20 protein-coding genes and 1 pseudogene are annotated in these 23,352 nt (G+C 38.7%); 13 read left to right on the top strand and 8 right to left on the bottom strand.

The features are described from left to right. The 3 genes from ACFIO3_RS01500 to lpdA form a co-directional block, all read left to right on the top strand. Window positions 1-1,671 (top strand): 2-oxoglutarate dehydrogenase E1 component (locus tag ACFIO3_RS01500; protein ID WP_375704046.1); only part of this gene is annotated, 1,671 nt, incomplete at its 5' end. Window positions 1,672-1,703: 32 nt separating this feature from the next. After that, window positions 1,704-2,915: a 2-oxoglutarate dehydrogenase complex dihydrolipoyllysine-residue succinyltransferase gene (odhB, locus tag ACFIO3_RS01505; protein ID WP_375606076.1), complete on the top strand. Its 1,212-nt coding sequence runs from the start codon at window positions 1,704-1,706 to the stop codon at window positions 2,913-2,915. Between the two features lie 31 nt (window positions 2,916-2,946). Further along, window positions 2,947-4,353, top strand: a complete 1,407-nt coding sequence (gene lpdA / locus ACFIO3_RS01510; RefSeq protein ID WP_375606075.1) for a dihydrolipoyl dehydrogenase — start codon at window positions 2,947-2,949, stop codon at window positions 4,351-4,353. 1,115 nt (window positions 4,354-5,468) lie between these two features. Here lpdA and ACFIO3_RS01515 read toward each other — a convergent pair. Both ACFIO3_RS01515 and ACFIO3_RS01520 read right to left on the bottom strand, forming a co-directional pair. Next, window positions 5,469-6,707: a saccharopine dehydrogenase NADP-binding domain-containing protein gene (locus ACFIO3_RS01515; protein WP_375614923.1), complete on the bottom strand. Its 1,239-nt coding sequence runs from the start codon at window positions 6,705-6,707 to the stop codon at window positions 5,469-5,471. Between the two features lie 54 nt (window positions 6,708-6,761). Further along, window positions 6,762-7,859: a carboxynorspermidine decarboxylase gene (locus ACFIO3_RS01520; protein ID WP_375606224.1), complete on the bottom strand. Its 1,098-nt coding sequence runs from the start codon at window positions 7,857-7,859 to the stop codon at window positions 6,762-6,764. Between the two features lie 167 nt (window positions 7,860-8,026). On the opposite strand from ACFIO3_RS01520, the gene ACFIO3_RS01525 reads away from it, so the two are divergent. From ACFIO3_RS01525 to mnhG, 7 genes are all read left to right on the top strand, one after another. Then, window positions 8,027-8,536: a BA14K family protein gene (locus ACFIO3_RS01525; RefSeq protein WP_375606073.1), complete on the top strand. Its 510-nt coding sequence runs from the start codon at window positions 8,027-8,029 to the stop codon at window positions 8,534-8,536. Between the two features lie 216 nt (window positions 8,537-8,752). Then, window positions 8,753-11,674 (top strand): monovalent cation/H+ antiporter subunit A, encoded by a 2,922-nt coding sequence (locus tag ACFIO3_RS01530; protein ID WP_375609970.1) that lies wholly within the window; start codon window positions 8,753-8,755, stop codon window positions 11,672-11,674. Beyond that, window positions 11,674-12,015: a Na+/H+ antiporter subunit C gene (locus tag ACFIO3_RS01535; protein ID WP_375704047.1), complete on the top strand. Its 342-nt coding sequence runs from the start codon at window positions 11,674-11,676 to the stop codon at window positions 12,013-12,015. The genes ACFIO3_RS01530 and ACFIO3_RS01535 overlap by 1 nt, the downstream gene beginning before the upstream one ends. Next, window positions 12,015-13,637 (top strand): monovalent cation/H+ antiporter subunit D, encoded by a 1,623-nt coding sequence (locus tag ACFIO3_RS01540; protein ID WP_375606070.1) that lies wholly within the window; start codon window positions 12,015-12,017, stop codon window positions 13,635-13,637. The genes ACFIO3_RS01535 and ACFIO3_RS01540 overlap by 1 nt, the downstream gene beginning before the upstream one ends. Next, the gene (locus tag ACFIO3_RS01545) at window positions 13,634-14,119 is read left to right on the top strand and encodes a Na+/H+ antiporter subunit E (RefSeq protein ID WP_375606069.1); all 486 of its coding nucleotides are present in this window, start codon (window positions 13,634-13,636) and stop codon (window positions 14,117-14,119) included. The genes ACFIO3_RS01540 and ACFIO3_RS01545 overlap by 4 nt, the downstream gene beginning before the upstream one ends. Then, complete coding sequence (locus ACFIO3_RS01550; protein WP_375606068.1) at window positions 14,116-14,397, top strand: K+/H+ antiporter subunit F; 282 nt, start codon at window positions 14,116-14,118, stop codon at window positions 14,395-14,397. The genes ACFIO3_RS01545 and ACFIO3_RS01550 overlap by 4 nt, the downstream gene beginning before the upstream one ends. After that, window positions 14,394-14,804: a monovalent cation/H(+) antiporter subunit G gene (gene mnhG, locus ACFIO3_RS01555; RefSeq protein WP_375614351.1), complete on the top strand. Its 411-nt coding sequence runs from the start codon at window positions 14,394-14,396 to the stop codon at window positions 14,802-14,804. The genes ACFIO3_RS01550 and mnhG overlap by 4 nt, the downstream gene beginning before the upstream one ends. An 8-nt stretch (window positions 14,805-14,812) precedes the next feature. Here mnhG and ACFIO3_RS01560 read toward each other — a convergent pair whose 3' ends face one another. The 4 genes from ACFIO3_RS01560 to ACFIO3_RS01575 form a co-directional block, all read right to left on the bottom strand. Next, window positions 14,813-15,205 carry an MliC family protein gene (locus ACFIO3_RS01560; RefSeq protein ID WP_375606066.1) on the bottom strand — a complete coding sequence of 131 codons (393 nt, stop codon included), beginning with the start codon at window positions 15,203-15,205 and terminating at the stop codon, window positions 14,813-14,815. Window positions 15,206-15,222: 17 nt separating this feature from the next. Next, a complete protein-coding gene (locus tag ACFIO3_RS01565) occupies window positions 15,223-15,618 on the bottom strand; it encodes an MliC family protein (RefSeq protein ID WP_375606065.1) in 396 nt (131 codons plus the stop codon). A gap of 416 nt (window positions 15,619-16,034) precedes the next feature. Further along, complete coding sequence (aroB, locus tag ACFIO3_RS01570) at window positions 16,035-17,168, bottom strand: 3-dehydroquinate synthase (RefSeq protein WP_375606064.1); 1,134 nt, start codon at window positions 17,166-17,168, stop codon at window positions 16,035-16,037. Continuing rightward, entirely contained in the window at window positions 17,143-17,775 is a 633-nt protein-coding gene (locus ACFIO3_RS01575) for a shikimate kinase (RefSeq protein ID WP_375606223.1), read from the bottom strand. Before ACFIO3_RS01575 ends, aroB begins: the two co-directional genes overlap by 26 nt. A gap of 260 nt (window positions 17,776-18,035) precedes the next feature. Here ACFIO3_RS01575 and ACFIO3_RS01580 point away from each other — a divergent pair, with 260 nt between their 5' ends. The 3 genes from ACFIO3_RS01580 to ACFIO3_RS01590 all read left to right on the top strand — a co-directional run bounded on the left by ACFIO3_RS01580 (window position 18,036) and on the right by ACFIO3_RS01590 (window position 20,799). After that, complete coding sequence (locus ACFIO3_RS01580) at window positions 18,036-18,974, top strand: site-specific tyrosine recombinase XerD (RefSeq protein WP_375614925.1); 939 nt, start codon at window positions 18,036-18,038, stop codon at window positions 18,972-18,974. A gap of 78 nt (window positions 18,975-19,052) precedes the next feature. Next, window positions 19,053-20,009, top strand: coding sequence for an acetyl-CoA carboxylase carboxyltransferase subunit alpha (locus ACFIO3_RS01585; RefSeq protein WP_375606222.1), 957 nt, complete (start codon window positions 19,053-19,055; stop codon window positions 20,007-20,009). Between the two features lie 40 nt (window positions 20,010-20,049). Next, a complete protein-coding gene (locus ACFIO3_RS01590) occupies window positions 20,050-20,799 on the top strand; it encodes a L,D-transpeptidase family protein (protein WP_375606062.1) in 750 nt (249 codons plus the stop codon). Between the two features lie 860 nt (window positions 20,800-21,659). Here the strand turns inward: ACFIO3_RS01590 and ACFIO3_RS01595 are convergent. Together ACFIO3_RS01595 and ACFIO3_RS01600 are read right to left on the bottom strand one after the other, a co-directional pair. Then, window positions 21,660-22,721 (bottom strand): CobW family GTP-binding protein, encoded by a 1,062-nt coding sequence (locus tag ACFIO3_RS01595; RefSeq protein ID WP_375606061.1) that lies wholly within the window; start codon window positions 22,719-22,721, stop codon window positions 21,660-21,662. Window positions 22,722-23,127: 406 nt separating this feature from the next. Further along, a pseudogene (locus ACFIO3_RS01600) lies at window positions 23,128-23,352 on the bottom strand (D-alanyl-D-alanine carboxypeptidase); the annotation flags it as partial.

The following is a 23,352-nucleotide window of genomic DNA, read 5'->3' on the forward strand; positions in this document are numbered from 1 at the left end:
TTTACAACATCCCCACGTTTTTCACGTTCTTCGCCTTATCCATCAGATGTCGCAAAAATGATTGACGCACCAATTTTCCATGTGAATGGTGATGATCCTGAGGCAGTTGTTTTTGTTGCCAAAATAGCAACAGAGTTTCGCCAAATTTTTCATAAACCAGTGGTTATTGATATGTTTTGTTATCGCCGTTATGGGCATAATGAAGGTGATGAACCTTCCTTTACGCAGCCGCTTATGTATAAAGCAATACGTAATCATAAAACAACACTTCAACTTTATAGTGACCAATTGGTAGAAGAAGGAATGGTTACTTCAGAAGAGATTGAGCAACAAAAAAAATTATGGCGCGATAAGCTTGAAGGTGAACTTGAAGCAAGTGCTTCTTACAAACCTAATAAGGCTGATTGGCTTGATGGAAGCTGGACGGGACTCAAGGCTTTTAGTAGTTCTGATGAGCAGCATTCTAGAACAACTGGTGTTGAATTAAAAACTTTAAAGGAAATTGGTCAGAAAATTGTTGAAATTCCAGCAGATTTTCACGTTCACAAAACCATTCAACGTTTTTTAAATAATCGTGCTAAAATTTTTGAAACCGGTGAGGGTGTTGACTGGGCAACTGCTGAAGCTTTAGCTTTTGGTTCACTTTGTTTGGAAGGAGCACCGGTTCGTCTTTCCGGTGAAGATGTTGAGCGAGGAACTTTTTCACAACGTCATTCAGTTCTTTATGACCAAGAAAATGAGGCGCGTTATATTCCTTTGAATCATTTACAAAAGGGGCAAGCACTTTATGACGTTGTTAATTCTATGCTTTCTGAAGAAGCTGTTCTTGGTTTTGAATATGGATATTCTCTTGCTGAACCACGAGGATTAACACTTTGGGAAGCACAATTTGGTGATTTTTCTAATGGTGCACAGGTCATTTTTGATCAATTTATTTCATCCGCAGAGCGTAAGTGGCTTCGTATGTCTGGTCTTGTGTGTTTATTGCCTCATGGTTTTGAAGGGCAAGGGCCGGAGCATTCTTCTGCACGTTTAGAACGGTTTCTTCAACTTTGTGCGGAAGATAATATGCAGGTTGCTAATTGTACAACCCCTGCAAATTATTTTCATATTTTGCGTCGACAAATTAAGCGTGATTTCCGTAAGCCATTGATTTTGATGACACCGAAATCACTTTTACGTCATAAGCGAGCTGTTTCTCTTCTCAATGAAATGGGGCCAGAAACAAGTTTTTGTCGTGTGTTACTTGATGATGCAGAATGTCTCAAAGATTCTGTCATTAAGTTGCAAAAAGATAATAAGATTCGCCGTGTCGTTCTTTGTACTGGTAAGGTTTATTACGACCTTTATGAAGAACGTGAAAAAAAGGGTATTGATGATGTTTATCTCCTTCGTATTGAACAGCTTTATCCTTTCCCTGCAAAAGTTTTGGTGAATGTGTTGTCGCGCTTTTTGCAGGCGGAAGTTTTTTGGTGCCAAGAGGAACCAAAAAACATGGGGGCTTGGTCATTTATTGAGCCTTATTTGGAATGGGTTTTGACGCATATTAATGCGCAATATTCACGTGCTCGTTATGCAGGACGTCCTGCGAGTGCGTCACCGGCCTCTGGGTTAATGGTGAAACACCTTGAACAACTGGCTGCGTTTCTTAAAGACGCGTTAGGTTCTTAATTTATTACTACTCTGATGTATGGAAAAATATTATGACTACTGAAATTCGTGTTCCTACTTTGGGCGAATCGGTTACCGAAGCAACGGTTGGCAAATGGTTTAAAAAACTTGGCGAAGCTGTCGCTATGGATGAGCCTTTGGTTGAATTAGAAACTGATAAGGTAACCGTTGAAGTTCCTTCTCCTGTTGCTGGGAAATTATCTGAAATCATTGCAAAAGAAGGCGATACGGTTGAAGTAAATGCTCTTTTAGGAGTGGTGAAAGCTGGAGAAGCTGGTATCTCCCAATCACTTTCACCTTCTGCTACACTTGTTCCAGCGGCTTCATCTGAATCGGAGAAGCCTGCTTTGAGCAGTGCAATGCCTCCTTCTCCTTCAGCAGCAAAATTGATGGCTGAAAATAATGTTGCAAAAAGCGATATTTCAGGTTCTGGAAAACGTGGACAAATTCTTAAAGAAGATGTTCTTGGTGGATTAAAACAAAGTACAAATGCTCCTACACCCTCTTCTTCTGCGACGAGTTCTTCGGCAACTCCTGTCCAAGAAACACGTGAAGAGCGGGTTCGTATGACGAAATTGCGTCAAACAATTGCTCGCCGTCTTAAAGATGCACAAAATGTAGCAGCAATGTTAACCACATTTAATGAGGTTGATATGTCAGCGGTGATGGATTTGCGCAAGCGGTATAAGGATCTTTTTGAAAAGAAACATGGTGTTAAGCTTGGTTTTATGGGGTTTTTTACTAAGGCTGTTTGTCATGCATTAAAAGAACTTCCTGCTGTTAATGCAGAGATTGATGGGACAGATATTGTTTACAAAAACTATGTCAATGTTGGAATTGCTGTTGGAACGGATAAAGGACTTGTTGTTCCAGTGGTGCGAGATGCAGATCAAATGTCATTGGCAGAGATTGAAAAAGAGATTGGTCGTTTGGGGCGTCTTGCGCGTGATGGAAAATTAGCCGTTTCTGATATGCAGGGCGGAACTTTTACCATTACCAATGGTGGTGTGTATGGATCGTTGATGTCAACACCGATTTTGAATGCACCACAATCTGGTATTTTGGGAATGCATGCGATTAAAGAGCGAGCAATGGTTGTTGAGGGTCAAGTTGTGATCCGCCCCATGATGTATTTAGCGCTTTCTTATGATCACCGTATTGTGGATGGGCAAGAAGCTGTGACTTTCCTTGTGCGTGTTAAGGAAAGCTTAGAAGATCCGGAACGCCTTGTTCTTGATTTGTAAAATACAGTTTTCAGGATGAAAGGAGAAACGGATGTCTTATGATGTGGCTGTGATCGGAGCGGGTCCAGGTGGTTATGTAGCAGCAATAAAGGCGGCGCAACTGGGACTTAAAGTAGCAATTATTGAAAAGCGTACAACATTAGGAGGAACATGTCTCAACGTTGGTTGTATTCCTTCTAAAGCGTTGTTGCATGCTTCAGAAGTATTTTCTGAAACCCAGCATGGTTTTGAAACGCTTGGTATTTCTATTGGTAAATCTAAGCTTAATCTTGAACAAATGATGGTTCATAAGAAAGCTGTGGTGACGGCCAATACGAGTGGTGTTTCTTTTTTGATGAAAAAAAATAAAGTTGATACTTTTTTTGGGACAGCCAAAATTTTGAGTGCGGGTCATGTGGAAGTTGTTGCCAGAGATGGTAATAAACAAACAATTGAAACAAAAAATATTATTATTGCTACCGGTTCAGAGAGTTCAGGCATTCCAGGAGTGAATGTTGAAATTGATGAAAAGACTATTGTTTCTTCTACGGGAGCTCTTTCACTTGAAAAAGTACCAACGCATATGATTGTCGTGGGTGCTGGTGTCATTGGTTCAGAACTTGGATCAGTTTGGAGCCGTTTAGGTGCTAAGGTGACCATTATTGAGTATCTTAATAAAGTTTTGGGCTCAATGGATGGTGAAGTTTCACGGCAATTTCAGAAGTTAATGGAAAAACAGGGGATTGAATATAAAACGGGTGCAAAGGTAACAGCTGTTACACAATCTGGCTCAACTGCTCAGGTGAGCTTTGAATCTGTCAAAGGTGGTGAATCTGAAACTTTAGAGGCTGATGTTGTGCTTATTGCTACTGGACGTTCTCCTTATACAGAGGGGCTTGGCTTACAAGAGGTTGGTATTCAGTTAGATGAACGCGGATTTATTGCAATTGATGCTCATTGGCAGACGAATGTTCCAGGAATTTATGCGATTGGTGATGTTGTAAAAGGACCAATGCTAGCACATAAAGCAGAGGAAGAAGGCGTTGCTGTGGCAGAAATTTTGGCAGGTCAAAAAGGGCATGTTAATTTTGATGTTATTCCTAGTGTTGTTTATACACAGCCGGAAATTGCGAGTGTAGGAAGGACAGAAGAAGAGCTAAAAACTGCTGGCATTGAATATAATGTTGGCAAATTTCCTTTTATGGCCAATGGTCGTGCACGTGCAATGCAAAAGAGTGATGGGTTTGTTAAAATCCTTTCTGATAAAAAAACAGATCGGGTATTAGGGGGGCATATTCTTGGATTTGGTGCTGGTGAAATGATCCATGAAATTGCAGTTTTAATGGAATTTGGTGGTTCATCAGAAGATCTGGGACGTTGTTGCCATGCACATCCTACCTTATCAGAAGCTGTGCGTGAGGCAGCTTTGGCAACATTTGCTAAACCACTTCATATTTAAAAAGCTTTTAAAAAGTAAATTTTAAAAGGTACGGGGGGCAGAAAATATTTGTGAAGCATGCAACAACATTTTAAAACTTTAAAAAAGAATATAACCAATTGTATTGAAGTGTTCCGTTTGTTGTATGCTTTTCGATAATTACTGTTTTAGATATCTGTTGTGCAGTTTTGATTGATTATTCTGTTGTGCACTATCGTTTAGAGCGGTGGTGTTTAGTCTATGTAAAGTTTTATATATGGGGTAGTTTTTATACTGTTATAAAATATTTAAGATAGGATTCTGAGCCTATCTGCGTGCTTTGTGTTAAGAAAACATCTCTCAAAATGCCCAAATCTACTTCGCAATGGTGCTCGTGAATGGTATAGCTGTAAAGTTTCTCTTGAAATATATGAAATTCATTCAAACTGTTATAAGACCTATTGTGCACCATCATCTTTATGTTTAGTAAAAGTACACGCTGACATTGATAATACACTTTTTCAGTTCTCAATATTGCTAAAGCTTTTTATTATTTGAGAGTTTTCATAAGAGAATTTTTATCATTTTACCTCACACGCTCGCTTTGTTTGTGATGCGCAGACAAAAGATTTTAATTGCTTCAATGTGAGAGAGTTTGTGATTAAGAGAATTTTACAGTATTCAGCGTTATGAATCAACATGTTATATATGATGATGAATCATATGAAAAGGGAAGCCAAGAGGAATTCATTCACCCGAAGAAATTGAATTGTTTAATGATTGGTATAGGTTAAGGATCTTTGTCATTTAAGATGAAGAAGGGAGGAATTGAATATTCTACAAAATACCGCTCTTCTTTAAAAGAGCGGTATTTTTATATCTTTTGTTTATGACACTATCTTTTTGATGATAATGACAAGTTATACAGTGTGATTAAATTAGTTTTTTCTTCTCTGTTTTTCTTGATCATTGCTCGCTATGTCTTAAAAAGATGCTATGTCTCTTCTTTACGGTTGTTAAGAAATCGCAATGTTGCCAAAACATAACGAATAGCTAAAATTTTTTTGAAAACCATAATTACACGAGAATATTAAGTTTGTTTTCATTGGGCAGTTTTATGATAACTTAAAAAATTAAGCATATGCTTTCTATAGGTATTAAAATTGTAATTTTTTATCCTCTTGTTGTTCTCTTATAAAAGTGGGAAGCCCCATATGATCAAGATATTTAAGGAAAGGGTGGGGTGGTAACTCTTCCACATTGACCATAGTTTTAACATCCCATTCACCTGTGGCAATAAGAAGAGCTGTTGCGGCTGCTGGTACGCCAGCCGTATAGGAAATGCCTTGTGCCCCAGTTTCATGAAAAGCTTGTTTGTGATCGGCTATATTATAGATAAAAATTTCTCTCGGTTTTCCATCTTTTTCGCCTTTAATAAGATCTCCAATACAGGTTTTTCCTGTGTAGTCTGGGGCGAGAGAGGAAGGGTCGGGTAAGACGGCCTTTACGACTTTCAAGGGAACGACTTCTTGTCCTTCTGCTGTCTTAATGGGCTGTTCAGATAAGAGACCAAGATTTTTTAGAACCGTAAAAACAGTGATATAACGATCACCAAATCCCATCCAGAAACGGACATTCTCTACATCAAGATTTTTGGAAAGTGAATGAATTTCATCATGTCCTGTCATATAGGCTTTTTGTTTTCCCACAACGGGAAGATCCCATTCATGGCTGACTTCAAACATTTTATTGGAAGTCCATTTTTTATTTTGCCACGACCATACTTGTCCTGTAAATTCACGGAAGTTAATTTCTGGATCAAAATTTGTAGCAAACCAACGTCCATGATTTCCGGCATTAATATCAATAATATCAATATCTGTGATTTTATCAAAATAATCATCGCGCGCTAATGCTGCATAAGCATTCACTACACCTGGGTCAAAACCTGCTCCTAAAATAGCGGTTATACCAGCTTTTTCACATTCTGGACGCCGAGGCCATTCATAATTTCCATACCAAGGAGGTGTTTCACAAATTTTCAATGGGTCTTCATGAATTGCGGTATCGATATAAGCGCATTTGGTTTCAATACAAGCTGAAAGAACAGACATATTAAGAAAAGCAGAACCAACATTAATGACAATTTCGCATTTGGTCTTTTGGATGAGCTTTATAGTTTCTTCTACATTCATGGCATTGAGCGAATGGCTTTTGAGAACACCTTGCTTTTTCATTGTGTTTTTTTCTTTAATAGAAGAAATGATGGCTTCACATTTTTTGAGTGTTCGTGAAGCAATATGAATTTCACCAAGAATATCATTGTTTTGAGCACATTTGTGTGCAACAACTTGTGCAACACCTCCAGCACCAATAATGAGAACATTTTTTTTCATTGTAGGTCCATCTCCCTTTTTAATACTGTTGTATGACGTTTTTATGGTTGGTCTTTATGAAAGGCTTTCCTGATAGTCGTTATAGCTGAATTGGCGTTGAAGTATTAATGTACCATCGCACTCTTTGAGAACAATAGCAGGCATTGTAACGCCATTAAACCAGTTTTTCTTGACCATTGTATACCCTGCTGCATCCTGAAAAGACAGTCTATCGCCTATTTTAAGAGGTTTTTGAAATTGAAATGTTCCAAAAATATCGCCGGCAAGACAAGATTTTCCACAAATCATAATTTCGTGTGGTCCTTGATTGGGTTCTAATTTAGCATTTTCACGATAAATGAGAAGATCGAGCATATGTGCTTCAATTGAGCTATCAACGATGGCTAGATTCTTTTCATTATACAATGTGTCAAGAACACTGACTTCTAATGTGGTACTTTGGGTAATAGCAGCTTCTCCTGGTTCTAGAAAAAGAGTGACACCATGGGTTTCAGAAAATTGTTTTAAGCGTTTTGCGAAAGCTTCTAGAGGGTAATTCTCAGCCGTAAAATGGATTCCGCCGCCAAGGCTTATCCAGTCAACAGCAGAAAAAAGTTCTGCAAATTTTTCTTCCATATACCCAAGCATTTGGTTAAAAAGATTAAAGTCAGCATTTTCACAATTGTTATGGATCATCAATCCGTTGATAAGAGGCAGAACTTCTTTAATAGCGCTTTGGTTTGTTTCTCCTAAGCGGCTAAAAGGGCGAGAGGGGTTGGCAAGATCAAAATTTGATGCACTGATTCCTGGGTTTAACCTTAAACCTCTTTGAATGGTTTTTGTTGCATCAGAAAAGCGTTGGAGCTGTTGGATGGAATTAAAGATGATTTTATCTGCATAACCACAGGCTTCATCAATTTCATTATCTGCCCAAGCCACTGAATAAGCATGGGTTTCTTTGCCAAATTTTTCTCTTCCTAAACGTAGTTCATAAAGGGATGATGATGTGGTTCCATCCATGAACTCAGACATTAAATCAAAAACACTCCATGTGGCAAAGCATTTTAAAGCAAGTAAAATTTTAGCTCTGGACATTTCCCGTAAACGAGAAATTGTTTGCATATTTTTGATGAGTTTCGATTTGTCTATAAGATAATAGGGGGTTTTTATCATCATTTATTCATTCTTTTTTGAAGGATCTTATTGCCAAGATCAACGTTTAGTACAAAGAGTAACAGAATGTCTCAAGAAAAAAGAGTCTTAAGAAAAGAATCTGTTTCTGTCTAGCAAGAGAAAGGCTTTCTGTAATTACTGTTGTTTATTATGTTGAGTTTTTTGTTATGAGTATGAAAAAAAAATTATATTATGCTTTAGCTTTTGTATTTGTTAGCAGTTTTTTCATTATAACAACCACTTTTGTTAATTGGGGGCAAAATAGAAGTGACGCTAAAGCCAAATTGGTTACTCAGACTTCTGTCCTAGATAGTTCGGTGCCTCTGATTTTTACGGGGCGTAGAGAGCTTAATGGTTTCAAAGGTTATCGTCATTATCGGCGTGGTTATCGTAAATACAGTGATAATTGGTGGTATCCTGAAGTGGCATTTGTTACATCACCACACTTAAGCACAAAAGGCGCATCATTAAAAGTTGTACCAGATGCTAAAAAAGTGTTTTTAACGTCTTCTTCGGAAAAATTAGAAAAAAAAGAGCCATGGATGCTTAAACAACACATTGAATCTTGCCGTGTACGTTATCGCTCTTATAATAAAAATGATAATAGTTTTCAGCCTTTTCATGGGGGGCGTAGGCAGTGTCTATCACGCTTTTTTAAAGGATTAGAAATTAAATAAAATTTTAATTGCTTCTTGTCGTGAGCGTTATTGTTCTTACAATAAAGAGAAGACTTGTGTGGTGCGCAGTATTTTCATGCAAGCATTGTTTTTTTTAAATTTAAATGCTTTTAAGTTTTATTAAATCTTATTATCATTAAGTGTAGAATGGGGGGTGAGAATATAAGTTTTTGTTTTGTCGATGACAAAATATTAAGGTAAAATGGAGTTTAAAGAATGACAACACGGGAAGCAATGTTGGTATTGCTCGTTTTGCTTCCCTTTGGTGGAAGTGCTGTCATTGGCTTTTTTCGTTCGACAGCAAAAAATAATGAAGCTTGGTTTGCTGGGGTTGTCGCACTTTTCTGTCTTATTTTTACAATAATGCTTTATCCGGAAGTTCGTGGAAACCACATAGTGCGTTTAGATATTTCTTGGCTTCCAGAATGGGGAAGCAATTTGATTCTCCGCATAGATGGTTTGTCGTGGCTTTTTTGCTTGCTTATTACAGGGATTGGGCTGCTTGTTGTCATTTATTCACGTTATTACATAGATCCAGCGGATTCTGTACCGCGTTTTTTTTCCTTTTTTTTGGCCTTTATGGGATCAATGATAGGAATAGTTTTATCAGGTAATCTCGTCTTTTTGGTTGTTTTCTGGGAACTCACCAGTATTTTTTCTTTTTTGCTGATCGGCTATTGGTACCATAATGCAAGTGCGCGTGAGGGTGCGCGTATGGCTCTAACGATCACAGGTTTTGGCGGCTTTGCTCTTTTTATTGGAGTTTTATTGATTGGGTATACTGTTGGCAGTTTTGATTTGGATAAGGTGCTACAGTCTGGAGATATGATCCGGTTAAGTTCTCTTTATAGTCCTATCCTTATTTGTATTTTATTGGGAGGGTTAACAAAAAGCGCGCAATTTCCTTTTCATTTTTGGCTACCCAACGCGATGGCTGCTCCAACCCCCGTATCGGCTTATTTGCATTCGGCAACAATGGTAAAAGCGGGATTGTTTTTGCTCGTTCGTTTATGGCCTGTGCTCTCTGGAACAGAATCTTGGTTTTGGCTGGTTGGCTTTTCAGGACTCTCAACTCTTCTTCTAGGTGCCTATTTTTCCATGTTTCAGCAAGACTTGAAAGGACTGCTTGCTTACTCGACTATTAGTCATCTTGGATTAATTACAACACTTTTAAGTCTTGGTAGTCCACTTGCATGTGTTGCGGCGATCTTTCATATGGCCAATCATGCTACTTTTAAAGCTTCTTTATTTATGGCTGCTGGCATTATTGATCACGAGACGGGAACACGTGATATGCGTAAACTGTCAGGGCTTTATCGTTCTATGCCTATTACAGCAACTCTTGCTTTAGTTGCGAGTGCAGCGATGGCTGGGGTTCCTTTGTTGAATGGTTTTTTATCGAAAGAGATGTTTTTTGCTGAAGCTGTTGAAACGCATATGGAATCATGGCTCGATTGGATTGCACCTTATGTGGCAACGCTGGCCAGTCTGTTTAGTGTGACCTATTCTATACGCTTTATTCATGGCGTTTTTTTAGGATCAAAGCCTGACAATTTGCCCAAGACTCCCCATGAACCACCGCATTTCATGCGTTTACCAATGGAGCTTTTGGTGTTTATTTGTTTAGCGGTTGGTATTTTTCCTAATTTAACAATAGGACCTATTTTAGATAATGCGGTCGTGTCTGTTTTAGGACCAATGACAATTCCTTATAGTTTGGCTGTTTGGCATGGGTTTAACACTCCATTAGTGATGAGCTTTGTTGCATTATTAGGGGGCGGATTGCTCTATGCTGTTGGGCATCGTTATTTTTTATCCTGTGATGATGGGGCTCCTTTTTTCCGTCACTTAAAAGGGCCGCGTATTTTTGAACGCATTCTCGTAATTATTTCTTGGAAATGGGCACGTGCGGTGGAGTCTGCTTTGTCAACACGCCGTTTGCAGATCCAATTGCATTGGATTTTTTGGGTCTGTTTTGCCTTTGTTGGTCTTTTACTTTGGTGCGATGGTTTCATTCCAGTGGGGACATTACCGCTTTTTCCACTTGATATTCCTTTTCTCGCTCTTTGGCTGGTTGGCGGATTATGTGCGCTTTTAGTGGCTTGGCGAGCAAAGTTTCATCGTCTTGCTTCACTTATGCTTTTAGGGGGAGCTGGTTTGATGACTTGTACAACCTTTTTATGGCTTTCTGCTCCTGATTTAGCAATAACACAATTGGTTGTTGAGGTTGTTACAGTCGTTTTATTATTGCTTGGTTTACGGTGGTTGCCTAAACGTTTGCATGACCCTGGGCCAGCTGCTGTTCATTTTTGGGTTCGCTTGCGTCGTTTCCGTGATTTCATCATATCCCTTGTAGGAGGTGCTGGTGTAGCATGGCTTTCTTTTGCAGTGATGACACGTCCTCAAGGTACGACGATTTCTGATTTTTTTCTAACACATGCTTACTCAGATGCTGGTGGTCGCAATGTTGTGAATGTGTTATTGGTTGATTTCCGTGGTTTTGATACCATGGGAGAAATTGTGGTTTTGGGTGTTGTTTCCCTTACTGTTTTTGCACTCTTACGACGTTTTCGTCCTGCGCCTGAGAGTATTGATGCGCCTTTTCAACAACGTATCCAGAAAGCCTTTGATATAGCACAGCCTAATCGAAATGTGGGAGATACAGTATTGAATTATTTAGCTGTTCCTGCTGTTATTATGGGTTGGCTCTTTCCGATTATTATCGCTTTTGCTATTTATTTATTCATGCGAGGGCATGATCTGCCAGGAGGTGGATTTGTCGGTGGTATTACTTTGGCTATAGGATTTATTTTACAATATCTTGCACGCGATATTCGGTGGGTGGAAACGCATTTGAGAGTTTTACCTTTGCGTTGGATAGGCTTTGGTTTATTATTGTCAGTCGTAACGGGGATGGGCTCTTGGTTTTTTGGATATCCTTTTTTAACATCCTTTTTTCGATATATTCATCTTCCGTTAATTGGGAAAGTTCCCATGGCATCTGCTTTTTTGTTTGATTTTGGTGTGCTTTCTCTTGTGTTAGGAGCAACTGTTCTCATTTTAATTGCACTTGCACACCAGTCAATTCGGAGTTACCGAATCGGTAAGAAACCTATTTTAAAAGAGAAGGAAAATTAATGGAAATTGTTCTTTCTTTGGGTATCGGTGTTTTTGTCGGATCAGGTATTTGGCTTGTTTTGCGTCCACGTACTTTTCAAGTCATTCTTGGTTTGTCCTTGATCTCCTATGGTGTTAATCTTTTTATATTTTCAATGAGTAGACCGCGTAGTAATGCTGCTCCAATTGTTGATTCTACCACTGTTATTAATCTAGCTAATTATGTCGATCCTCTTCCACAAGCCTTGGTTTTAACTGCGATTGTGATTGGTTTTGCAACAACAGCTTTATTTTTAGTTATCTTGTTGGTTTCACGTGGTTTAACGGGTTCTGATCACGTTGATGGACGTGAGGTGCAATAATGGAAATAGGAGTGCATCATCTCCTTATTTTGCCTATTCTTTTGCCGTTAACCACTGGAGCACTTCTTCTTTTTTATGATGAACGTCGTGCAAAACTTAAATCATTCATCAGTCTTTCTTCTGCGGGACTGTTGGTTGTTACTGCCATTTTATTGATTATACATACTCTTGAAATAGCACCGGCTTGCGATGTTTATCGACTTGGTAATTGGCCGTCTTCTTTTGGAATTGTTTTAGTCCTTGATCGCTTAAGCGCTATGATGCTTTTACTTTCCAGCTTGTTGGTGACTAGCGTGTTGGTTTTTGCGCGGGCTCATTGGTACAAAGCTGGCTCTCATTTTCAGTCACTAATGCAATTTTTTATGGTGGGGATAAATGGTGCTTTTTTGACTGGCGATTTATTTAATTTATTTGTGTTTTTTGAAGTTATGTTAACGGCTTCCTATGGGCTTGCTTTGCATGGTTCTGGTCAGACACGCGTGCGCGCAGGATTGCATTATGTTGTGGTTAATCTTGTTGCTTCATTATTTTTTTTAGTTGGTATAGCGCTCATTTATGGAGTCGTTGGTACTCTTAATATGGCCGATTTGGCTGTTAAAATAAAATATATATCTTCTACAGATATTGTTTTATTCGAAATAGGTGTTGCACTTTTAGGTATTGCTTTTTTGCTTAAAGCGGGTATGTGGCCGCTTAATTTTTGGTTGGTGCCAACTTACAGTGCAGCAGCAGCGCCTGTTGGAGCTTCTTTTGCAATTTTGAGCAAGGTTGGTATTTATATTATCTTACGTTTAACGTTGCTATGGTTTGGTCCTGAAAGTGAATATTTTAACCATTTTGGTCATACGGTTTTGTTTTATGGTGGGCTTGCCACTATGATTGTTGGTTTTATTGGGGTATTGGCGAGCCAAGTTTTGGTGCGTTTGGCAGCTTATAGTGTGCTTGTTTCTTCTGGTACATTGTTGGCTGCGATCGGGATAGGCAATGCAGCACTGACAGCAGGCGCACTTTTTTATATTGTTTCTTCAACTTTAGCACTGGGAGCTTTTTTTCTTTTGGTAGAGTTGGTTGAACGCTGTCAAGATGTGGCTGCTAATGTTCTTGCTGTCACAATGGAGGTGTATGGTGACGATGAAGAGGAGGAAGAAGATGAAGTTGGCATCTATTTTCCAGTAACCTTGGCAATTCTTGGAGCTTGTTTTGGTATCTGTGCCATTTTGATTATTGGATTGCCGCCTTTTTCTGGTTTTGTTGCTAAATTTATGATGTTCATGGCAATTTTAAATCACAGTAGAGAGGATTTTTCTGCCTCTCTACCGGTTTACCAAGATTGGCTTTTTATAGTTTTTGTCACTCTCTCTGGTTTTGCGGCTTTGATTGCATTGACACGAACGGGTATCCGAACTTTTTGGGTTTCTCTTGAAGGGCGTATTCCCCGTGTGCAAGTGATAGAATTTGCGCCTATTGCCGCTCTCCTTGCTTTGTGTTTTCTTATAACAATTGTAGCCAGTCCTGTTAGTCATTATATGTCTGAAACTGCTAAGACTTTGTATGAACCTCAAAACTATATTAGGAGCGTTTTAACGGATTTTTCTCTCGAAAATAGGGAGGTGAGTAAATGAATCGTTTTTGTCCTTCCCCTTTTTTCAGTGGTGTCATTGTCCTTATGTGGCTTATTTTAAATGGTTTTAGTTTAGGGCAATTGCTTTTAGGGATTTTAACCGCTTTGTTTTGTGGTTGGATGATACGGCTTCTGGAGCTGGAGAAGGCTGTTATTAAAAGCTGGAGTGCGGTTTTTCGTCTCGTTTTTCGAGTATTTATAGATTCTATATTCTCAAATGTTTCGGTGGCTTGGTCTGTTTTAACAAAAAGGTCTCGAGAGCAGAAATCTGGTTTTATTGTAGTACCTCTTCTGCTTCATAATCGCACTGCTTTGGCTATTTTAGCATGCATCCTTTCGGCAACCCCTGGAACTGCTTGGGTTGCCTATAATAGTAAAAAGGGTGAACTTTTGCTTCATGTCTTAAATTTAAAAAATGGATATGATTACAAACAGTTGATCAAACAACGGTATGAGCAATTGCTTTTGGAGATTTTTTTATGAGTATGGTGATTCTTTATTGGGGGCTTTTCTTTTCACAGTTTTTTTTAAGTTTAGCGGTGATTTTTGCGCTGTTTCGGTTGATTCGTGGTCCACGGGCGCAGGATAGAATTGTTGGTTTGGATGCCCTTTATATAACCACTATTCTTTTGTTTCTTACATTCGATATTCGTTCAGGAACAACCACTTATTTTGTCGCAGCTCTCATTATTGGATTGTTGGGATCTGTCTCAAGCATCGCTTTGGCGAAATTTCTTATGCGGGGGGAGATTATTGAATGAAAGATGATATATCGCTTGTGGTTGCTATTGCTATCACAGTTTTCTTAATATTAGGGTCTGGATTGACATTGATCGCAACGATAGGTTTGGTGCGTTTTTCCAATTTTTATAAGCGTTTGCATATGCTTTCAGTATGTACGAGTTGGGGCGTTGGTAGTATTCTTATTTCTTCATTTCTTTATTCAATATTTGTGGACCACTATTTTGTTTTTCATGAAGTTTTGCTGATGTTTTTTTTGTTTTTAACAGCACCGGTAGCTTCTATGTTGCTTTCACATACAGCAGCTTATCGACATCATTCAGAAGAACAGTCAGAAAAACCGCTGGCTCTTTTATTACACCAGACGGAGGAAAAGTTACCCACGTCAGAAGGAACATCAAGAGATGAGAGCCAGCGCGGTTCTTGAAATCTTCTTTATTCTGTGCTTTTTTCTTCTACACAGTGGATGGGTTTTTCTTCTTTTGGATCATTAATAAGATCGTAAAATATGGCTTCATTTTTAGTTATCCACCAAATGTATTGACCACCCACATATTTTCCTCCAGAAGCGGCAATTACATTAGAACCAACGATGCGCTTACCGTTCCATTTTAAATCAACAAGCGCAATATTGCCAGCATTATGATAAGTTGCCTCAACATGCTCTTTACTTGTTCCCATGTCGCATTGATAGGAGACGGTCTCTGTTGTTGGTTCTGGATCATCTGGTACTTCAATGACTAAAGAACTTGCTAATGCATTAATTGAACCGAGGAGTAAAACACTTAAAGTAATGAAAAATTGTTTAGTAAAAGAAATTTTTTTCATAATATTTCCCGTATTATTTAAAATAATAATGTTGACTCATCTTTACAGAGGATAGGTTTTTTTTCTTCTGGATCCTGAGCAAGGTCATAAAGCGTGACTTCTTTGTTCTTCTCCCACCAGATATACTGAGCTCCTGCAAATTTTGCTCCTGTTGCCGCGATGACATTAGCAGCAATGACACGGTCACCGTTCCATTTGAAATCAACCAACGAAATATTGTCAGCATTAAGATAGACTGCCTCTACGCGCTCTTTACCTGTTCCAGTATCACATTGATAGGTAATGGTCTCTGTTTTGGGCTCTGGATTGTCTGGTACTTCAATGATTAAAGAACCAGCTAAGCTATTGTTTGAGCTGAAGAGTGATAAACTTAAAGCGGTGAAAAATCCTAAAATGTGCAAAGTTTTTTTCATGATGCTTCCCTATATTCCTAATATTGTGCACAAAGAATAATTTGACTGATACGATGGTGTCTACGGCAGGATTCGAACCTGCGACCCCAGGATTCATACCACTTCGATTTTCACCGCCAGCCTTATCGGCTGTTTGTGGTCTGGACTGTCTCTTCACCTTGAAGCTTTTGCTCTTTAGGTGCTGCCCGTTCAGTCTCTACACCTTTCTCTCATTTGAAAAGAGACTTGGCTCGGGATTGGCATATAGTCGCCCATGAAGCTTTCCCCGAATTTGAGCAGATTCACTTTGAGGATTTCTCCTAAAAGTGCCCAATTTCTTTAGGAATCCTGTGCTCTATCCTACTGAGCTACGCAGACATCATCATATTTAATCTTTAATAGAAGTATAAAAACGAATCAATTATATTCAATATGAATTAACGAATTTCTGTTAATTTTTGTTCCAAAAAGGATAAAACTGCATCTGGTGAAATATTTTTTGCAATAAATGATTGGCCAAGTCCGCGTGTTAAGATGAAAGTCAAATTGTTTTGCGAAACTTTTTTATCTTGGGCAATGAGAGTCATTAAAGTTTCAGCATCTGGTAGAGGCCCTGGGATATCCTTTAATTGTGTAGGCAATCCTATAAATTTGAAGTGCGCTTCAATGCGTTGTGTAAGCGTGGGGCTTATTAAATTTAATTGAGCAGAAAATTGATGAGCTAGAATCATCCCAATTGCTACACTTTCGCCATGGATTAAACGGTTAGAGTCATAAGCGGTTGCTGTTTCAAGCATGTGTCCAAATGTATGGCCGAGATTTAAGAGTGCGCGCTCTCCGGTTTCGTATTCATCGCGTGCTACAATGTCAGCTTTAAATTGGCATGAGCGAACAATGGCCTCTGTTCGCATAGGGCCATTAGAGAAAATTTTCTGCCCATTTTTTTCAAGCCACTCAAAAAAGTCAGGTTGGTTAATGAGACCGTATTTTACTATTTCTGCGTAGCCAGCGCGAAATTCGCGCGGCGGCAGGGTATCAAGAAGACACGTGTCAGCAATAACGCATTGTGGTTGATAAAAAGCACCGATAAGATTTTTGCCATATTGGTTATTGATTCCAGTTTTTCCACCAACAGAGGAATCAATTTGTGCAAGAAGCGTTGTGGGCATTTGAATGAAGTTCATACCACGGCGGATTATACTTGCTGCAAATCCTGCTAGATCGCCAATGACACCACCGCCAAAAGCAATAACACAGTCGCCTCTTTCTAAACGCGCAGCAAGAATTTGATCGATGACAACTTGCAGGGTTGAAAATGATTTTGATTGTTCTCCCGCTTCTACAATAATAGGGACAGTATGAATTTTATTTTTTGTTAATTCTGCTTGCAATATCTCCAAATAAAGGGAGGCAACATTTGTATCTGTAACAAGTGCCAAGCGCGTTTGATGAGGATCTTTTTTGTTAAGAGCATGTTTAATCTGTGAAGCAGCTTGTGTAATCAGACCCGGACCAATGATGATATCGTAACAGTGTTTGTCCAGTTTAACAGTGACGGTTTTGGTTTGCATGCTGGTTATCCCTATTGTTAATTTCTGTGTATAGGTAGTGCTGTACGGATCGTATAACATTTTGTGCTACGGTATGACGGCTTTCTTTATGACTGTTAATTGTTAAGTTTGCCTTTGCATAGATAGGATAACGCTGTTCCATGAGTTTTTGCATAGTTTCTTTAGGATTGGCTGTTTGAAGCAGGGGACGTGTTGGGTGTTTTGAGACACGTTGCATGAGGATATCAAGATCGACTTTTAGCCATATGGATATACCATTTTGGTGAATGGCTTTTCGGATATTTTCATTTATGTAGGCACCACCACCTGTTGCTAAAACAAGGGGACTTTTTTTCATGAGGTTTAGAATAACACGCTGTTCAAGAGCACGAAATTCGGATTCACCATAAATTTCAAAGAGTTCCGTGATTGTCATTTGTGCAGCTTTTTCAATTTCTTGGTCAGAATCATAAAAAGGTAAACGAAGCATGGTGGCGACGCGTTTTCCGATCACTGATTTGCCTGCCCCCATAAGACCAACAAGGACAAGTGCTCTTTTATCAAGGGACGATAAGAGCTGATTCTTTATTTGTGTTATGGGGACGCGTTTTTGTCGATTGCTTTTCATAACTTTATTTCGGCATTTATCCATCTTAAAGTCAATTCCTGTTAATCTTTGTGAGGCATAATACGAGATAGAATATTTTTGGGTAGGTTATTGTCTTATGCCAACATTGACTAGATTTTTGATGATTCTTTTCATTTTGCTTTCTGTTCTTTTCATTATAATGGGTGCTCTTGTGGTTTGGGTTGAACCAGTAACTGTGGATATGTACATTGATGTTCCTTTGGATTCATGGAATCTTTCTACGGGAGCGAATCAATGAAATGAAAAGTGATGCTGTGATAGATCATTTTCTTGAGATGATGAGTGCGGAGAGAGGGGCTTCGCCTCATACGCTTGCGGCTTATCAGCATGATTTGCAGTGGGCACAAGACGAATTGTCTTCACACTCTGTTTCGCTTTTTTCAGCACAAAAAGAAGATTTAATTACCCTTTTGTCGCTTATGCATACTTTTGGTTTTGCGGCATCGTCGCAAGCGCGCCGTTTATCGACTTTGCGTCAGTTTTATCAATTCCTTTATGCTGAAGGGTTGAGAGTAGATGATCCCTCTCATGATATTGATGCACCTCGTCAGGGGCGTCCTTTGCCCAAAATCATGAGTGAAGATGCAGTGATAAAATTGCTTGATTTTGCGGAGTTAGAAGTCAATCAAGCAGACTATGGGTCCAAAGGTTATTTCCGTGCACTGCGTCTTCAGCTATTGATTGAAATGCTTTATGCAACAGGGTTACGTATTAGTGAGTTGGTGAGTCTGTCGGTTCAGTCCGTTCGAAGGAAAGAGTACAGCGTTTTGGTTCGTGGTAAGGGCAAAAAAGAACGAATGGTGCTGTTATCAAAAAAAGCATGCCAAGTTCTTTCACAGTGGTTAAATTTGCGTGATCAGGGAAAGGATGCTACGAGTTCTTATCTTTTTCCGGCGCATTCCGAGACAGGATATATTGCTCGTCAAGTCGTTGCACGGGAGTTGAAAAATCTCGCTAGAAGAGCAGGGATAGGAAGTGATAGCTTTTCTCCCCATGTGTTGCGTCATGCTTTTGCTAGTCATCTTTTGCAAAATGGTGCTGATTTGCGTGCCGTTCAACATTTGTTAGGTCACTCTGATATTGCTACTACTCAGATTTATACCCATGTGTTGGAAGAGGGACTTTATCGTTTAGTCAATGAGCATCATCCACTTGCCGATGAGCAAAAGGCTCGTTAAAGAAAAGGTGATGTTTTTGAAAAAGACTTTATAAAGCAAATTATAAGTGTATAAGTGACACTGAATGAGTTGACACAAATGTATAATTATCTTGATTTTGAAAAACCAGTTGCTGATCTTGATGGGAAAATTCTTGAATTAAAAAAAATTTCTCAGGAAAAAGGCAGTCTTGATATGAGTGACGAGATTGCTCGTCTTGAAACGCGTTCCCAAACAGCGTTGCGCGATATTTATAAAAAATTATCGCCGTGGCAGAAAACACAAGTTGCTCGTCATCCGGATCGTCCCCATTTTATGGACTATTCTAAACGCCTATTGAGTGACGTTACGCCTTTGGCCGGAGATCGCAAGTTTGCTGAAGATGAGGCTATTCAAGCGGGGTTTGCACGCTTTAAAGGTGAGGCCATTGCTTATATCGGTCAAGAGAAAGGTCACGATACGCAAACACGTTTGCGCTATAATTTTGGTTCTGCACGTCCAGAAGGCTATCGTAAAGCTGTACGTATTATGGAAATGGCTGACCGCTTTGGTTTGCCACTCCTCACTTTTATTGATACAGCAGGTGCTTATCCTGGGGTAAGCGCTGAAGAACGTGGGCAAGCGGAAGCAATTGCTCAATCAACAGCTACAACTTTGCGTTTGAAAGTTCCTGTGGTTTCCGTTGTTATTGGAGAAGGCGGTTCTGGAGGGGCGATAGCAATCGCGGCTGCCAACAAAGTTTATATGTTGGAGCACGCAATTTACTCTGTTATTTCACCAGAAGGAGCAGCTTCTATCTTATGGCGTGATCCAGCTCGTGCAAAAGATGCTGCAATGAATATGCGTATTACCGCTCAAGATTTGTATCGCTTAAAGATTATTGATGGCATTATTTCGGAACCTTTAGGGGGAGCGCATCGTGACAAAGAGATTGTCATTGATGCAACGGGTGATGTTATTTCAGAGGCTTTAAAAGCTATGGCTGGAAAAGATGGTCAAGTGCTTAAACAAGAGAGAAGGGAAAAATACCTTCAAATTGGTCGATCTCTAACATAGGTTATTTTTTGTGAGGGGTGTTGGATTGGAGTTTTATTCGATGACATTTAGCAGATTCCTCGCTGTGTGCGTGTTGTTTGTAATGGGACTATTGACAGCATGTGAAGGAAGATTACCAGCCTCTATTCGCGCTAAAGTTGAGCAGCCATTGCCGCAAGAAATTAAAAATAGAATGGTTCTGTATGATATAGATCCCTATGCACCGATTATGATGCGGTTTTTTAAGGAAGAAAATCTTGCTGAAGTTTGGAAGCAATCTCGTTCAGGACCTTTTATATTGGTTGCTCGCTATGGCATTTGCAAATGGTCTGGTAAGCTTGGACCTAAATATAAAGAAGGGGATCTTCAGACACCAGAGGGTTTTTATACTATTAGCGCAAACCAAATGAATCCTTATTCAAAATATTATCTCTCTTTTAATATAGGATTTCCTAACCTGTATGATCAGGAAAATGGTCGCACAGGAAGCAATCTTATGGTGCATGGTTCTTGCTTTTCCGCAGGTTGTTATTCTATGAGTGATAAGAACATGGCTCAGATTTATGCGTTTGCACGGGATGCTTTTAAAGGAGGACAAAGAGAGTTTCAGTTGCAGGCTTTTCCTTTCCGCATGACCGAGGATAATATGTCACGTCATAGCAAGAATCCTCATTATCAATTCTGGGTTATGCTTAAGAAAGGTTATGATTTTTTTGAAAAAAATCGTCAACCTCCAACTGTTGAGGTTTACGGAAAACGTTACGTTTTTAATCGCGATATTGATAAAACTTCAGTTTCTCTAATGCAGTGAGTGTTATTGTATCCTACAGCACCGTAAACACTATCACTTAATAATGGTGATACAGGATATGCAAAAACTTTGCACATAAGGTTTTTAAGTGAGTAGTCAATATTTTAAAGCGCAGAGTTTTTTCATAGAGCTTTATGTAAGTAAATCATATGAAGTGGGAAGCCAAGAGGAATTTTCTCAAGGAAGTTGGATTGTTTGCACATCGTTACTGGTCTCAACCTTCGTTTGAGTAAGTTAACATGAAATGTACCTCTCTTTTTATTCTTTTATGCTTTGAAATATTGTCTTGTCGTGCTGTTATAAGATACATTCACATATTTTAAAATGCGATATTGCCTCTGTCTGATTTTGGTTTTTTTCTTAACAGGGATTTTGATTTCAATTAGCTTGAATAAATATAGAGTTGAGCAGAATATTTTAGAACCAAGAATTTGGCCAATCGGTCTGTGAAATGAATCACATGAAGTTATTTGCAGATGAAGCGCATTTAGAGAGAAAACAATCTGTTTTCAGATTGATGGGTATTAATTTTTTTATCGTAACAATTTGATTTATAATGATAATTTAGTGTTTTCAAGTCAAATTAGAGCCCTGAATACCGTAAGATTTTCTCATTTCAAAGCCGTTCCATGTTGAATAAATTAAAACCATTTGCTTGCACGTTACAAGCGGGGATCGCTGCGTGGGTGAAATTGTACAAGAAAGACTAAAATGCTTTTTACAAACCGTTTTAAGTGCCAAGAGCTTGTTTCAACATTGGGAATTAGCAAAGTGTGTAATGGTGCCGGTTTGCTCCTTTAAAAGCATAAAGATGGTGGTGCCAATGAATTTAATGTTATATCATTGAAGGGGTGAAAAAATTAAAATTTTATTCCTGGAATGACCAGAGGATTTTCTAAGAGAGCTGTTTTATCTGCAGTATCTATTGCTGGTTTATTAAAAAAAGCATTGAGGAGCTTTTGTATTGCTTCTTTTTCAACACCATCGGCAATGATGACAAAACGTGTTTGTTTTATTCCTTTTGGCCATGCTGGCAATCTTATGGGAGGATGAAAAAATGTTTGTACGCCATGTAATACAAGTGGGCGATAAGGGTCATCACGCAATGCGATAATTGCTTTAATACGTAATAATTTTGTACCATAGCGCTCTTGTAGGAGATCTAAAAAAGCTTCAATTGTGGCGTAATCAACAGGATCCTCACAGTTTAGTGAAAAGGTACGAATGGTTTTATGGGGGGTATGATCATGTGGGGTAGTCGTAAGATTTTGTTTAAGTTTTGTATTTTCTCCTTTTTCATCCCATAATGTGTTATTTATTAATAGATTTGAACAGAAATCTTCAGAATGGGCGTCAATGATTTGTGCTGTGGGATTCATTGTTTTAAGTGTGCTAAGGAGTGTATCTGAAAGCGTTTGTGGGTCTCTAAGATCTGTTTTGGTGAGAATGATTTTATCAGCAAATATTAATTGTTTATATATTTCAGGGTAGCGCTTACATATGGAAAGTGGGCTTAATGTATCAAATGTTGCAATAACAGCATTTATGGACAATGTTTGAATAAACAATGGGTGGCTTAAAAGTATTTGTAAAATAGGGGCGGGATCAGCCATCCCTGTGGTTTCAATGATAATATGATGGAGTTGTTTGATCTGTCCTGTCTGAACGCGATTTATTAAATCAATTAATGTGTCGATGAGATCACTGCGTAAATTGCAACATAAGCAACCATTGGCAAGCTCAATAATTCCTTCTGTCGTTTTTTCAACCAGAAGGTGATCAATACTGATTTCGCCGAATTCATTGATGATAACAGCACATTCTGTTAGAAGAGGGGCTTGTAGCATACGGTTAAGCAAAGTTGTTTTGCCAGAGCCTAAAAAGCCCGTAATAAGCGTGAGAGGGATGCGCTTTATTTTCATGTTAATCATCAATCATAGTTTTGTTTTTAAAAAATATATCTCAGTATGTCGAACCAATTTATAATGGTGTCCGTGAGGGATATAATGGTTAATCCCCCATGAAATCTATTGTACCACTATCTTTACGCTTATAAAGATAGGTGCACGTGGGTATATCATACACTTTTTAGCGTCAATGTTATGATAATTCTTGGTTCTTGAAAGGATTTATAGGAAGGATTTTTATTCCTTGTTTTAATTATTTTATCTACATGTTCATCCATCTTGTGGCGCGCAAGAGACTGGTTTTATTGATTCAACAAATACAGATTTGAAATGAGAGAATCTTACAATACTTGCGGGTCTGACATAAGGTACAAAATAATTAATTATCATTATAAATCAAAGTATTATAATTAATTGTAGATTATGATTTATGGCTTTTTATAGAATGGTTTGCGTGCTTTTTATACGGAATATAGAGTTTTCTTAGTGGTTTTACTGTCATTTTAGGTGCTTGTGGCGTACGAATGAGGTGTACTGATAAAGGATGAGAAAAAGAAGGTGGAGCAGTGATAAAAGGTGAGGTGAGAATAATATTTCCTTGATCATCATATGAATTTGCATGCATTTTTATGGCTTCAGGTGTGCA

The organism is Bartonella sp. AD328YNZD (assembly GCF_042196425.1).

Coding starts and splice junctions, on each gene's coding strand:
- odhB (WP_375606076.1), top strand. CDS start 1,704: ATGACTACTGAAATTCGTGTTCCTACTTTGGGCGAATCGGTTACCGAA.
- lpdA (WP_375606075.1), top strand. CDS start 2,947: ATGTCTTATGATGTGGCTGTGATCGGAGCGGGTCCAGGTGGTTATGTA.
- ACFIO3_RS01515 (WP_375614923.1), bottom strand. CDS start 6,707: ATGAAAAAAAATGTTCTCATTATTGGTGCTGGAGGTGTTGCACAAGTT.
- ACFIO3_RS01520 (WP_375606224.1), bottom strand. CDS start 7,859: ATGATAAAAACCCCCTATTATCTTATAGACAAATCGAAACTCATCAAA.
- ACFIO3_RS01525 (WP_375606073.1), top strand. CDS start 8,027: ATGAGTATGAAAAAAAAATTATATTATGCTTTAGCTTTTGTATTTGTT.
- ACFIO3_RS01530 (WP_375609970.1), top strand. CDS start 8,753: ATGACAACACGGGAAGCAATGTTGGTATTGCTCGTTTTGCTTCCCTTT.
- ACFIO3_RS01535 (WP_375704047.1), top strand. CDS start 11,674: ATGGAAATTGTTCTTTCTTTGGGTATCGGTGTTTTTGTCGGATCAGGT.
- ACFIO3_RS01540 (WP_375606070.1), top strand. CDS start 12,015: ATGGAAATAGGAGTGCATCATCTCCTTATTTTGCCTATTCTTTTGCCG.
- ACFIO3_RS01545 (WP_375606069.1), top strand. CDS start 13,634: ATGAATCGTTTTTGTCCTTCCCCTTTTTTCAGTGGTGTCATTGTCCTT.
- ACFIO3_RS01550 (WP_375606068.1), top strand. CDS start 14,116: ATGAGTATGGTGATTCTTTATTGGGGGCTTTTCTTTTCACAGTTTTTT.
- mnhG (WP_375614351.1), top strand. CDS start 14,394: ATGAAAGATGATATATCGCTTGTGGTTGCTATTGCTATCACAGTTTTC.
- ACFIO3_RS01560 (WP_375606066.1), bottom strand. CDS start 15,205: ATGAAAAAAATTTCTTTTACTAAACAATTTTTCATTACTTTAAGTGTT.
- ACFIO3_RS01565 (WP_375606065.1), bottom strand. CDS start 15,618: ATGAAAAAAACTTTGCACATTTTAGGATTTTTCACCGCTTTAAGTTTA.
- aroB (WP_375606064.1), bottom strand. CDS start 17,168: ATGCAAACCAAAACCGTCACTGTTAAACTGGACAAACACTGTTACGAT.
- ACFIO3_RS01575 (WP_375606223.1), bottom strand. CDS start 17,775: ATGAAAAGCAATCGACAAAAACGCGTCCCCATAACACAAATAAAGAAT.
- ACFIO3_RS01580 (WP_375614925.1), top strand. CDS start 18,036: ATGAAAAGTGATGCTGTGATAGATCATTTTCTTGAGATGATGAGTGCG.
- ACFIO3_RS01585 (WP_375606222.1), top strand. CDS start 19,053: ATGTATAATTATCTTGATTTTGAAAAACCAGTTGCTGATCTTGATGGG.
- ACFIO3_RS01590 (WP_375606062.1), top strand. CDS start 20,050: ATGACATTTAGCAGATTCCTCGCTGTGTGCGTGTTGTTTGTAATGGGA.
- ACFIO3_RS01595 (WP_375606061.1), bottom strand. CDS start 22,721: ATGAAAATAAAGCGCATCCCTCTCACGCTTATTACGGGCTTTTTAGGC.